Source organism: Acidilobus saccharovorans 345-15, from assembly GCF_000144915.1.
GTDB classification, from domain to species: domain Archaea; phylum Thermoproteota; class Thermoprotei_A; order Sulfolobales; family Acidilobaceae; genus Acidilobus; species Acidilobus saccharovorans.
Window position 1 is genome coordinate 1,483,715 of sequence record NC_014374.1, and the last position, 12,739, is coordinate 1,496,453.

At 63.6% G+C, this 12,739-nt stretch carries 6 protein-coding genes; 3 read left to right on the top strand and 3 right to left on the bottom strand.

What is annotated here, in order from left to right; translation table 11 throughout:
* Positions 1 to 13: 13 nt before the first annotated feature.
* Positions 14 to 2,590, bottom strand: a complete 2,577-nt coding sequence (locus ASAC_RS07580) for a hypothetical protein (protein ID WP_013267416.1) — start codon at positions 2,588 to 2,590, stop codon at positions 14 to 16.
* Between the two features lie 522 nt (positions 2,591 to 3,112).
* On the opposite strand from ASAC_RS07580, the gene ASAC_RS07585 reads away from it, so the two are divergent.
* The 3 genes from ASAC_RS07585 to ASAC_RS07595 all read left to right on the top strand — a co-directional run bounded on the left by ASAC_RS07585 (position 3,113) and on the right by ASAC_RS07595 (position 9,492).
* Complete coding sequence (locus ASAC_RS07585; RefSeq protein ID WP_013267417.1) at positions 3,113 to 6,142, top strand: tubulin-like doman-containing protein; 3,030 nt, start codon at positions 3,113 to 3,115, stop codon at positions 6,140 to 6,142.
* Positions 6,143 to 6,157: 15 nt separating this feature from the next.
* Positions 6,158 to 8,245, top strand: coding sequence for a hypothetical protein (locus ASAC_RS07590; protein WP_013267418.1), 2,088 nt, complete (start codon positions 6,158 to 6,160; stop codon positions 8,243 to 8,245).
* A 260-nt stretch (positions 8,246 to 8,505) separates the two neighbouring features.
* Positions 8,506 to 9,492 (top strand): hypothetical protein, encoded by a 987-nt coding sequence (locus ASAC_RS07595; RefSeq protein WP_048812908.1) that lies wholly within the window; start codon positions 8,506 to 8,508, stop codon positions 9,490 to 9,492.
* Here ASAC_RS07595 and ASAC_RS07600 read toward each other — a convergent pair.
* Together ASAC_RS07600 and ASAC_RS07605 are read right to left on the bottom strand one after the other, a co-directional pair.
* Complete coding sequence (locus tag ASAC_RS07600; protein WP_048812909.1) at positions 9,441 to 11,048, bottom strand: ATP-binding protein; 1,608 nt, start codon at positions 11,046 to 11,048, stop codon at positions 9,441 to 9,443. The two genes, ASAC_RS07595 and ASAC_RS07600, sit on opposite strands and share 52 nt — an antisense overlap.
* A gap of 1 nt (position 11,049) precedes the next feature.
* Complete coding sequence (locus ASAC_RS07605; RefSeq protein WP_013267420.1) at positions 11,050 to 12,123, bottom strand: DNA double-strand break repair nuclease NurA; 1,074 nt, start codon at positions 12,121 to 12,123, stop codon at positions 11,050 to 11,052.
* Between the last annotated feature and the right edge of the window lie 616 nt (positions 12,124 to 12,739).

Sequence of the window (12,739 nt, forward strand, 5' to 3'; positions counted from 1 at the left end):
AGGCCGAGGGCAGCTAGGCGCGGCCGCGCCTCAGCCTATAGAGAATTGCAACGGCCGCGCCCGCCACTATTATGGCTATTGCCGCCGCTATCGGGGCCGTGCTGATCCTGACCCGTGAGTACGTAGCAGTTGTCGGCGTTGTGGTGTGGGTCGCGGTCGGCGTCCTGTAGGCGGTGCTGGTGATGGTGTAGGTCGTCGGGCTTGTCACGCGCACCGTTGTCGTGGTGGTGTAAGTTACGGTAGAGGGCGGAGGAGTAACAGTTGTCGTTGTGGTGGTCGTGGTCGTCTCGGTGGCAGTCGTAGTATAGTTGCTCGTGGTAGTGATAGTGCTTGTGACTGTAGTAGTTGAAGTCGCAGTAACGGTAGTCACAGTCGTAGAGGTGGAGGAAGACGACGGTGAGAAGCTCACGTAGACCGTCTGCCCGGTCTGGACCACCCCGCTCAAGGGGGAGGCGGTGAAGCTGGGCGGCGGCAGGACGCGGAACTCGTAGCTGCCGGGCGCCTCGGTGAAGGTTATGACGCCTGAGGTGGTGTTGCTAGTGAGGCCTGCGAGCTCAACGCCCCACAGGCTCCCGCCTGGGAGGCCCGCCTCGACAAAGGAAATAGTGCCCAGGGACGCCGACGCTGAGCCGCTCGGCTCCTCAACAGCGCCGAACTCTGAGGAGTTGGCGTAAAACGACTCCGCGCCTGAGCCGAAGCCCATGGCCGCCACGTAGACCGCTCCCCCCTCAGGCGTGAGGGCCGACATGACTGCCGTGGAGCCAGCTACCAGGGTAGGCATGGGCTCATACAGCGGGGGCCGCCCTCTGAAGATGATCACCACGCCCCCCATGTCAGTGGTGCCCGTGTCGCAGCTGGCGGAGAGCGCCAGCTGCCCGCTGACGTTGGGGTAGTACTCGAGTCCGGGGCCCTCCTCGCCGCCCGAGCCGAAGCGGTAGAGGCCGTTTACCTGCCGCCCCTGCTCGTAGAGCGTCACCCCTCCCCAGCCGTCGGACGTGAAGTAAAGCACCAGGGCCGAGGAGTTAGGCGGGGCGTAGCCTATGTCCTGCACCTGCGGGGAGCTGCCCACCCCAAGGAAGGAGAAGTTGTAGGACGCCAGCACCGTGTTGCCCTGAGGGAACACAAGCAGCATGGGGGCTGAGTACATGGCCGAGCCCTGGGGGGCCGAGGCCTCGACCGTCACGTTAAGGCCGGGCCCGCTGTCGACGGGCCCAAGGAGGCCCGCGGCGCCCTGGTGCGTCCCATCGGCCGGAAAGCTCCCGTAGGGGGCCAGCACGTTGAACGCTATGTCAGCCACCAGGCTTGAGTTAATGAAGACCGAGGCGTGGCCGTCACCGTAGGCCGTGAGGAACAAGTAGTAGGGCCCTCCGGCCGGGAGGGTCTCAAGGCCCTCGTTTGACGGGATGTCGGTGAAGAAGTACAGGGGCATGACAGTTGGGGGCCCGCCCAGGTACTCTACCAGCCCCCCGCTGACGTTCGTGGCCCCCGAGGGGGACTCCACGTACACGGCCACGCTGCCCCTCAGGCCCGGTATGTAGACGTAGAATGGCACTATGTAGTTATAGTAGGTCCCCGACCAGACAAGGGCCCCGTTGTCATATACGTACGCGGTCAGGTTCCCCGTTGTGCTCACCAGGAACAGCACCGCGCCGCTTCCGGCCACGTCGGCCTCCATGACCTCGACGGGCGAGCTGCCCACGTCCTCATACGAGAAGGCGTATGAGCCCGCGTACGCGCTCCCCGAGGGGAACTCTGAGACCCCAGCGATGACGTACTCGTACCCGCCTCCGGTCAGCGCATAGGAGACGTTGAGCAGCAGGGGCGACGAGGACGGGGGCACGCCCACGAACTCGGCTGGCATGTTGGCCCAGCTCGTCCCCGAGCCCACATACGCAACGAAGGCCTGCCTCCAGTAGTCCTGGTCCGTGGCCACCGGGGTGCCGCGGGGGTTTCCTATGTATGAGTAGGCCACTGGATACACGAAGTAGGCGCCGCCCGCCGACGGGGTGAAGGTGAAGTTGTATGCGTTGACGCCAGGCTCATAGGTGGCCTGCACGCTCAGGTTCGTCGCCCCCGCGAACTGCATGTAGGGTGAGACCACGAGGAAAATCAGGCCCTGCACGGGCGAGCCCAGCGAGTTGTTAACATCAACTGTTATGGAGTAGCTGCCGTTGCCGAGGTATGAAGCCCGCCAGGAGGATATCCAAGGCGTGTCCCTGCGGAAGGCGTAGGCCGAGGTGACGCCTGAGGAGGCCGTCACCTGCATGGAGCCCCAGTACTCCGTCGCGTTCAGCCCGCTGTTGGGGTAGTGGTACACGTAGAGCTGGTAGGTCCCCGGGGGCACCCCGAGGAACGCCACCTGCGAGCTGGCGTTCATGTAGGCCGTGGCAACGACGTTGCCGTTTGACGGGCTCACCAGGACGCCGTAGGCCACCCCCGGAACTTCAGCTGCTGGCTCGCCGTTGACGTTATATATGGTCACCACAATGTTGCCCTCCGCGGGCTCTGCGCCGCTGGCTCCCGGGTGAAGGGGGAGCAGGAGGACCGCTAGGACCGCCGCTAGGACGAACAGGACTAACCTGGACCTCAACAGGCTAGCTCCGAAGCCAGCTGGCCTCGATTTCCTCTGTTAGCCCACTGAAATATAAGTATTGCCACAGGCCGCCTTTCCCAGGGGCCCACGGTAGGCGCTGAAAAGCGCGGGCTGCCGCTGCGGCATCGCACGCCCCGCGGCTCGCGGCTCCACCGCCATTAGTGGCGGCTGGCCCGTTGCAGCTTACTGGGCAAGGGACATGTAGTCATCGACAGCTCAGGGCAACCTCATCCTGGAGCCGCTCGGCTGCCTTTGTCGCGGTTGGCGGCCGCTCGGGCTATCTCACTTCCTTTTATAATATATAACAGCGGGCGGGGCCCGACGGCGCTGATCCCATGTTGTGAACTGATGAGCTGACCGCCGCTCAACCCTAAGCCCCTTTTGTAGTTTTACGTTAACGCCTAATTCGGCAAGGCCCTGCCCTCGGGCACAAATATATAACATAAATTTATAGAAAATATCAAAAGTTTTTTATGCTAACATAAGCACACAACTTACTTGACAGGAAGTGGAAAACAGATGGGAAGCCTTTTAGTGCCGGTCCTCTTCTCCTACGCTGGAATAATAAGTATAGGCCTCGCCGCGCTGGAGTTCGTAGCCCTGTGGATGCTGACGGGCAAGATAATAACCAAGGAGTCAGGGATCAGCGTCATTAACATTGCCTACACCGTGGCCTGGTCCGTGCTCACTCTGCTGGGGGTGGCCATATACTCGTTCATGTCGCCGGGGCTCGCCGCGCTGCCCACCGTGCTGCTCTACGCCATCTACTCCGTGCTGCTCGGCATAAGCGTGGTGCTCCTGATAGTGCCCCTCGCCATGTTCTACGGCAAGTACAGGCAGTACCAGTCGCTGGCCAACAGGTACAACAACATAAAGCTGAGGAGCGACAAGGCCCTCGCGGACGCCTCCTCGCTGTCTGGCAAGCTGAAGAGGATAAGGGATGACATATCAAGCACGGAGGCGCTCATAGCTAAGGCCAGGCAGCTGAAGGACATAGCTGACAGGAACCCGGACGTGATCATCAAGGGCGTGAACGAGCGCCCAACCATGCCGGAGTTCTCAATACCCAAGGTGAATTACGTGATCGTCGGCATAGGGGGCGGGGGGTCGGCCCTCCTGGAGAGCTACATAGAGTACCTGCGCTCGCAGGGGGCGATAAAGGACGAGCCCACCAACCCCTTCCTCTTCGTCTTCTTCGACCTTAACTCCTCCAACGCGGAGAGGCTGAGGAAGCAGTACGAGGGCACGGAGGTCGCGCCGAAGCTTTACGTCTTCAACCACTACGAGGCCATGACGCCGGACTCCATAAGGTTCACCAACCCCTGGATATCGGGCCTCTACCAGGAGTCCGAGATACCAGTCCAGGCCGCAGGGAACCTCAGGTTCGCGGGCCTCGCGGCCTACAGCGCTATCAGGAGCGCGTTCATAGACGAGGTCAAGCACAGGCTGGAGTCACTCAAGTCGGCAACGGGGTACTCAGGCACCATGATTGTGGTCCTGACCTCGCTCGGAGGGGGAACAGGCTCGGGGTCGTTCCTCAAGATAACCATGGACCTCAAGAAGGCCGTCAAGGACCTGACAGGCGTAGACCCAATAGTGGCAGGCGTGGGCGTCGTACCTAAGGAGGACGAGTCCGCGGTTAACCACGCTAACGCCTACGCGGCCATCAAGGAGCTTGTCTACCTCCTGAAGCACGGCTCCTCGCAGGGCATGAACTACCCGTTCGACTTCTTCTTCCTGGTGAGCAGGGAGAAGCCGGTCAGGAACGTGGACCTCATGATAGGCCTCGCCCTCTCAAGGTTCCTGTTCGACCTGGGCACCTCAGGGGCGCCTAGGAAGGGCGAGGGCAAGGGGGTCGAGCAGGGGACGGCCTTCGCCCACACCTTTGACCTGGAGGACCTGAGGACGTACCTGCAGCCCATAGACCTCCTGACCTTCAGCAGGTATGAGATCTACTTCCCGGCGTCGAAGCTCTCGTGGCTCAAGCTTGTTGGCGAGCCCGTGCTCGGCGAGGTTGAGTCGAGGGAGAAGGGCATCAGGGACTCCCTCAGCGAAGCTGAGGCCTCGCTCAACGCCCTCAAGTCGGACGTGTCCGGCATACTAAATGACATAGACGCCCTTTACAGGGACATGCAGTCAGCGCTCATGTACCCCAGCTTCGAGAGGAGGAAGCAGGACATGATGAAGGACATGCTCTCCATCAAGTCAAACCTCTCGACGGGCACGATAACCGTGACGTCGCTGGAGGGCGACTACAAGAGGCTCATGTCGCAGTCCGAGCCCCTGGGATACCCAGAGCTGAGCAGGCAGGTGTCGGAGTTCAGGGCGGCCGTCTCGGACACGATAAGCTTCCTCAGGTCGCCGCCCATATCGTCAATCGAGTACGTGTTCCCCGTGAAGTCACCTGATGACATAGACGTAGGCCAGCTGCAGACTGCCAACCTCTACGGCATGATAACCAGGCTGGGGCTGCAGGACGCCTTCAAGTCGGCGCTCACCAACCTCTCGGGCACCCTGGCCGGGGTCGGGCAGACCATGGCCAACCTCAACTATGACCTAATAAAGGCCCCCATAGGGAGCACAAGCCCCTTCATGGAGTTCGTGAGGAAGTACAACCCCGACCTGGCGAGGGAGGGCGTGGTCTACACTCCCCCCATAAGGAACATACTGCAGCTCGTCACCACAGCGCCTGAGAACGTGTCAACGGCCGACTTCCCTACCGAGAAGACCATAACCCTCGCCCTGCAGAGCAAGGCCTCCAACCCCGCCTTCAGGCTGGGCTACGTCCCCGCCAAGAAGTTCTCGATATCGTCTTACAGGATAATCCACGGGATATACCTGTGGAGCATAGCTGGGAGTGGGGACTACGTCTTCACCGACATCAGCTACCTGAAGAGGAGCTACGAGCAGCTGAAGCTCCAGAAGAACATAGGCCTTCACCACGCGCTCTTCTACGGCGACTTTAAGGACTTCGAGGACCTGACGGGCGTCAGGGTGAGCGGCATGTCGCCGGCGGAGGGCGTGAAGAGGATAGTTGACTTCTGGTCAAGCTACGACCCAGAGCTTGACTACATAGACATGTGGGGGGTCCTGAGGCTGGCGTTCGTCTACGAGGGGCTCGCCAAGATAAGGAACGCCTTCGACAACTACATGAAGGAGGTCTCAGGCGCCATTGAAATGCTTTCAAAGGGCGGCACCGCGGTCCCCATAGAGAAGATAGGCAGGCTGGCCGAGGACATAGCGTCGCTGGAGGTGCCCAAGGTTAAGGCTGACATAGACAAAATAGCCGAGGCCAACAGGGTCGCCAGGAGCGAGGTCATAGACAGGGCGCTCATGGGCATAAAGGAGACCGTGTCGGACGTCTACAACGTGCTCTCGAGCGCGTCCAACAGCCTGGAGGCCACGCTGACGAAGCTTTCCGAGGTCGAGGCGTCGAAGAAGGGGGACTACTTCGCCCTGAGGGAGCTCCAGGAGCTCAGGAACTCCATTATAACGGTCCAGCGCAAGGCCTCCGAGATGGCCGAGGAGTTCATCAGCGCCTACGGCTGACAGAAGTGACAAGGGTTGTCCGCGCCCCTCAGCCTGGGCGAGGAGGAGGCGTTCCTGGAGTACCTTGACGATGTCCTTCACAACCCCCCTCCCTCCCTCAGCGCCGTCTTTAAGGACCGCATGAATGAGATGAGGGACCTCGTGACGGCCTACGACGAGCTGAAGTCAATAGTGAGGGGCGCGAGGGACGCGAGGGAGCTGTCAAGGCTCCTGAGGGACTACCACATATCAGTGGAGGACATAAGGAAGAGGGCCACAGTCCTCAGGAGCTACATGGCCGCCGACTCCGGGCGATACATAAACGCCGCCTGCACCAGCGACCTGCCAGCTACAGGGGTCAGGGAGCTGAGAGGTCTCTGCGATGTGGGCGAGCCCACCAGCGTTAACGACAGCATCGAGCTCGTGGAGAGGGCCCTGACCATAGCTGTGGCCGTTGATGTGGCCCGCGGCTGGGCCCAGGAGGCGGCGGCCTTCTACCTCTCAAGCCTCGGCGTGAGGCCCTCGAGGGGCGTCAAGGAGGCCGCCTCATCCCTCGCAGGCGATGACTTCAGGGGCAGGCTGATAGCCCTTTCCAGGGACCTGGCCAGGGCCGCCAGGGGCCTGTGCGCCGCGGGCGACTACGACAAGTCCGAGAGGCTGAAGGGCTTTCACGGCCCAGGCATGATAGTGGACCTCATGCTGTCGGGTAAGCTGGCCTCAGCCCTCGGGGACAGCGGCAGGTTCCTTGAGGCCCTGGCCGGGCAGCTCAAGGGGCAGCCCAGGGGACTCCTCGACCTCAGGTCGCCCTCCGTTGTGGAGGAGGACCCCGTGCTCTCCGCCGCCCTCGTGCTCCCCGCGCTGGCGGGGGCCCGCGTGTCCCAGTACTGGAGGCTGGCGTACAGGGCGAGGGAGCTCGGCTTCAGGGGCAGGGCCGCCGTAGCCCTTTGGACCCCTCCCAGGCCCGTGACGTGCTGGGGCGTGCTCGGGCTGGCCAGCGAGGCCCACAGGGACGCCCGAGAGGGCGTGTTCGTTGACGTCAGGGACGAGAGGGCCGCCGTGGACGTTGCGTTCTCTGCCTACGCCGCGCTGTCTGAGGCGTTCGCTGCCCTCTCGGGCATGGCCGCTTCATACAGGAGGGCCTCCGAGGTGGCGACGGCGCTCGGGCTGCCCCCTCCCCCGGGCCCCCCGCCCGACCTCAGGGGGGCTGAGCTGACGCCGCAGCTCCTGAAGGAGGTGGCGGACTACGCCAACTCCGCCGAGGCCTACATGGCCAAGGTGAGGTCCCTGTCGCCCGAGGTCAGCCCCGACCTGGTCTTGAACGTGAGCGGCTTGCAGGTGAGGGAGGGGTGGCCCGTTGTCGAGGTGTGCCTGCCCAACGGCCAGTGCATGAAGGAGCCCCCGATAGCCGTGCTCGTGGCGGCCTCGCTCAGGTACAATGACACGGTGGGCGAGGTGGTGAGGCGCGCCTCGGAGGCGCTGCCGCTTGAGGGCCCCAGCGACGGCTCCCTGCCCTCAGCGGCCGCGAGGGTGCTGAGGGACATAGCAGACATGGCCGCGGCTGGGGCCCTCAAGGCCCCCCCTCAGGGGGAAAGCGAGGGCAGCCGGACGGCTAGGTCCACCGGGAGGAAAGCCAGGGGCAGTAGGAGGGCCAGGCCCACCGAGACGAGCGTGCCGCCGCAGACTGCGTCGACCGAGGCGGCGCAGGCGACCGCCCCGACCAGTGTTGCCTTCGCCTACGCGGACAGGGCGAGGAAGGTAAACAAAGGGATCCTCGTCCTCCTGTGGCCCCTGCTGCTGACCTCCTTCTTCACGGCCTTCGTGATGCCGAAGCTCTGGTTCCTGTTCATCATGAGCCTCATCATGATTATCGCGGTGTCAAAGGCCAACAGCTCCATCGTGAAGGGCCACTCCAGCCCGAGCGGCATGGAGCAGCAGGGGGGCTACGCCGGGGCGGGCAGGGACGTGCTAGTGGGGCTCTTCTTCGCCTTCATAACAGCCGTGGGGGTCCCGGCGATGAACCTTCGCGCGGTCGGCGACCTAATTGAGGTCGTCCTCTTCATTATAATGATACTGCTGCTGGCGTCGTACGCAGCGCTCCGCAGCGCCGCCTCAAAGCTTAGGTAGAGGGGAGAGCCCTCGACGAAGCGCTGGGCCGCGCGGAGGCCCTGTGCCTTGATGTCGCGGCGACTGCGGCGCCCGCGGGGCCTCGGTGAAGTTGCGCAGCGGAGCGCTAAGCTGTCATTCAAGCCTTGGTTGTCAACCCTACCAGCGTGACGCCGTGCCCACAGCTAAGGCCTCGGCCTGAAGACGGCCGCCATGATCTGATTTCAGCCTGCCCCGGCCAGCTTATTTCCCGCGGGCGCCAATACGAAGAGGGGACCTCTGTGGGCAGGACGCTGGTCCTCCTCGTGCTCAGCAAGACCAAGGACCTGATGAAGGGCTCCATAGACGCCGCCTTCAGCGCCGGCGAGTTCCCCAGGGCGTTGCTGCTCGTCCCAGCCAGCTCCTCCACCAGGCTCTGGCAGGGGGTCATAGACGCCCTCAGGAGGGGCGAGGAGGCCGGGAGGGGGTGCGACGAGGAGACCATGAGGGCCGCCAGGGAGGCCCTAGAGGGCATGAGGGGCTCAGGGCCCAGCGAGGTCGTGGATGTGGCCAGGGCGTACCTTGACCTCAGGGAGGACCTGTTCAGGGAGCACAAGTACTGCCATAGCGTCAGGGACCTACACGACATAAGCAGCACCGACACCCTCGACATAGCCTACGAGATAGTCAAGCTGGTGGGTGATGCCATAGGTGACAGCAGGGACTACGAGAGGGTAGTCCTCGACGTGAGCAGCGGCCTGAGGGGCGTGGCCGTCGCCATGGTGTTCGCCGCCCTGGCCATGACTCTGTTCCTCAGGCCCAGGGGAGGGCCGGAGGTGCAGCTCTCCATGAGGAACTACCCCCAGAGCGGCCAGGGGTACAGCGGCGACGTCATAAGCCTTAGGGCCTCGAGCTCTGTGTTCCTAGGCCTCTGGGAGGCCGCCAACGACAGCGACAAGATAAGGATACTGGAGGGGGCCGGCGGCCTCTCCGCCCCTGAGGAGGAGCTCAGGAGATGCAGGGGCCTCAAGTTAGTGGGCAAAGCCTTCTGGAGGGAGCAGGTGCACGAGGCCGTGAAGGGGATGAGCGAGAACACTATTGACGACAAGCTCAAGGATCTCGTGGAGGTCGGGGTCCTGGCGAGCGGCAGGTGCGGGAGGCGGACGCTCTACTGGTTCACCGACGAGGGCAGGAAGGTGCTCAACATGGTGAGGGCCCTCGAGAGGGTCCAGGGGGCTCAGGTTAGCTCGCCAAGCAGCCCTCCGATGTCGCCGCCGCCCGACGCGTAGTCCTTCCACTCCTTCAGGAACCTGCCGCTGCTGAACCTCCTCAGCGACTGGCAGAGGTCCAGCTTTACGAGGGCCGGCACTGGGAGGCCGTCGGCGAGCAGCAGGCCCTCCCCAGGCCTGAGGCCGGGCAGGAGCTCCGCCAGGTCGCCAAGGGCCTCGCTGGAGCTCCTCACCTGGCTGAGGTCCTCGGGCTCTACCATCCTGAGCAGCAGCTTTGTGCTGGTCTGGCTCAGCACGTCCACGTCGAGGCCCCTTGGCCTCTGGCTCACGAGCACGAGGCCTACGCCGAACTTCCTGCCCTCCCTTGCCACCCTGGCTGCCCAGTACCTGGTCTCTGTGTTGCCGTTGGCCGGCACCAGCACGTGGGCCTCCTCAAGGACCACCACCACGGGCGTCGGGTAGCCCCTGGGCTCGTCGCCCTCGTAGAGGGACCTCTCGTACCTCTTCCTCTCCTCCAGCAGCCTCCTGAGCAGGTAGCTGGCCACCACGTCAGCCTCGTTGACGTCGTACTCGCTCAGGTCGTACACGTTGAGCTTGCCTGGGACCACGAGGCTGGTCAGGTCGACCGGGGCGCTGTCGCTGAGGAGCCTGCCGAGGTCGTGGAGCGCGTCGTCGAGCCTGTTCAGCAGGGACGCCAGGCTCTGCTTGGCGCTGTTGGCTCCCCTGAGGAACTCGTCGCCGCACCTGTTTACGACGCACCTGAGGGCCTCGCTGAACTCCTTGCTGGCGCAGGAGGCCACCTCCCTGCCGTGCGCGTTGTCAAGGCACTTCCTGAGGTCGTCGTCGAGGCTCGACGAGTACCCCTTGAGGTACCTGAGGAGCCTGAACGAGAGCCTCAGGGCCCTCGCCTCGTTAGAGGCGTTGGGCGGCAGCCCTGCCAGGTTCACGAAGTCGGCCTCGCTCATGGTGAACGGGTTGAACGCGCCCCTGTGGACCATCACAAGGCCGTCGAGCTCGGGGTCGTCCTCGAGGCCCACGTACTCCCCGTGGGCGTCCAGCAGGAGCACCGTAGCCCCGTAGTTCTTCACGAGCTCCCTGACCAGCACGCAGGTGGCGTTGCTCTTGCCGTAGCCCGTCATGGCGAGCACGGCAACGTGCTTGAACACCGCCTCGGCCGGCATCATGGCCTCGACCCCCTGCTGGGCCTTCACGACGCCGAGCCTGACGCCCGCGTCAACCCTGAGGGCCTCCCTGACCTCGTCGTCAGTGGCGGGCCTCACGCAGGAGCCCACCAGAGGGGGCTGGCCCACCTCAGGCACGAAGGAGCTGCCGAGCACGCCGAGCAGCTTCAGCCTGACGCTGTAGTAGTTGCCCGTGGCCCCCTCCGCCACGCCCCCGAGGGACTCAAGGGACTTCAGGTAGAAGCTCGCCTCCCTGGGGGCCCTCACGGCCTCGAGGAGGGAGTTGCCGTGCTCCACGGAGGTCACCAGGGCCAGGTACTTCCTGTCGCCCTCCTCAACAACCGCGTACTGGCCCACGGAGAGGGCCCTGCCTGCCGTGAAGGCGGTCGCCTCGAGCGGGCTCGAGTGGGTAACCACGCCTGTGGTGCACGCCACCTCAAGCCACCCCCATGAGGAGCCTGGCCTCGTTGAAGCCCATGAGGCCGAACCTCAGGGCCGCGAAGTCCCTGGGCACCCTGGCGTTGGCGTGGGCCATTACGAGGGGCAGCGGGTAGCCCTCCATGGACCTGAGCCCCTCGAGGGCGGCCACCGCCTCCCTCGCCAGGGGCTCGCCGCTCAGCGTTGAGGAGAGCGACTGGAGCCTCAGCACAGCCCCCCTCGGGCTGAGCCTGGCGACCACGTCGACGAAGTTGAGGGACCTGGCCAGCTGCCTGAGGCCGCCGAGCGACGGCAGGGACCCCTCGCCCAGGGCCTCTGCCAGCGTGCCCTGCCTCACGAGCATGAAGCCCGGCTCCCTGACCGCGAGGCCCACGAGAGCGAGGTCGTTGACCCCGTCGCACAGGCTCCCCCTCCTGGAGCTCTTGGCGGTGAAGACCGCCAGGTGGCCCTCGCCGGCGAGCTGCGCCAGGACCCTGGAGGCGTGCGCCATGAGCTCCAGCTGCTCGAGCGCCTCGGCTACCTCTGCGTTGAGCACCCCCCTCGCGAGGAGCAGCCTGGGGGCCGCGACGGCCCTGTAACCCTTGAGCTCCTCCCAGAGCTCCGCGGCGTCCCTGAAGCCCACGAGCTTGGCAGCGAGGTCCATCTCCTGGTCCACGTCCTCAAGCGAGGCCCTCTTGGCCCCTCCAGGCCACTCCCAGCCGAGCATGCTTACGGCGCTGCCGTCGAAGAGGGCGAGCTGGGCGCTGGGCATGACCTCCAGGGCCTCGGCCGCGGCCCTCAGCTCCATGGACTTCATGTACCTGGAGCTCCTCCTGCTCTCGGACTGGGGAGGGAAGACAAGGTAGCTGTCCTCCACGAAGTTAACGTGCCCCCTGCTCAGCGCCGCGGCCCTGACGTAGTAGTATGCAAGGCCGTCAGCAGACCTTGCAAGCCCCTTGCCCCCGTCCTCCGCGACGTAGCTGTAGTAGCTGGGCTCCGGCGCGGGCCTCCAGGAGGACCTGACGCCCTCGAGGCAGCCCCCGAGGGCGCCCTCGAGAAGCTTCCTCACGCCCACGTACTCTTCCTCAGTCATCTCACTCACCCGGTCTCACTCCCAGAATATACTCTGCGTCGAGGGGCTTTATTGATAGTCTGAAGCACCTCTGGGATAGTCCCAGGCTGGCCGGCACAGTCCCAGAAATTTTGGGAAGGTCGGAGGCGTCAGCAGTCCCACTGAAAGCCTAGTACTGTTTCAATAAAGTTTCACGGTTTAACTTCTGGGAGTGAGGCACCTGGATAGCCGCCACAGCTTTTCAGCGCCATCTTGTGGTTTCTTCGAGGATAGGGAGAATGCCAAAATATGGACAGAGGTGTTTACGCTGTCTATGAAGTTTCAACACCATCAGATGGTTTCCTCCACGTCTACGGCAATGAACCTGAACAGCAACGCAACGCGTTTCAACACCATCAGATGGTTTCAGAAATCAGTAGTCCCAGGTATAGACGTCCCAAACAGATAGTTTCAACACCATTCCTTGGTTTCCCAGGGGTTCCTCAGCATCTGCTCTGGCGTCATTCTAAGGTTTCAACACCATTCCTTGGTTTCACTGCCTTCAGTGCCACGGTTGGCGGCATAAACACTGGTTTCAACACCATTCCTTGGTTTCCTGGAGAGGCCCCACAGGCCTCCCCTGAGGCCCAGACATCCA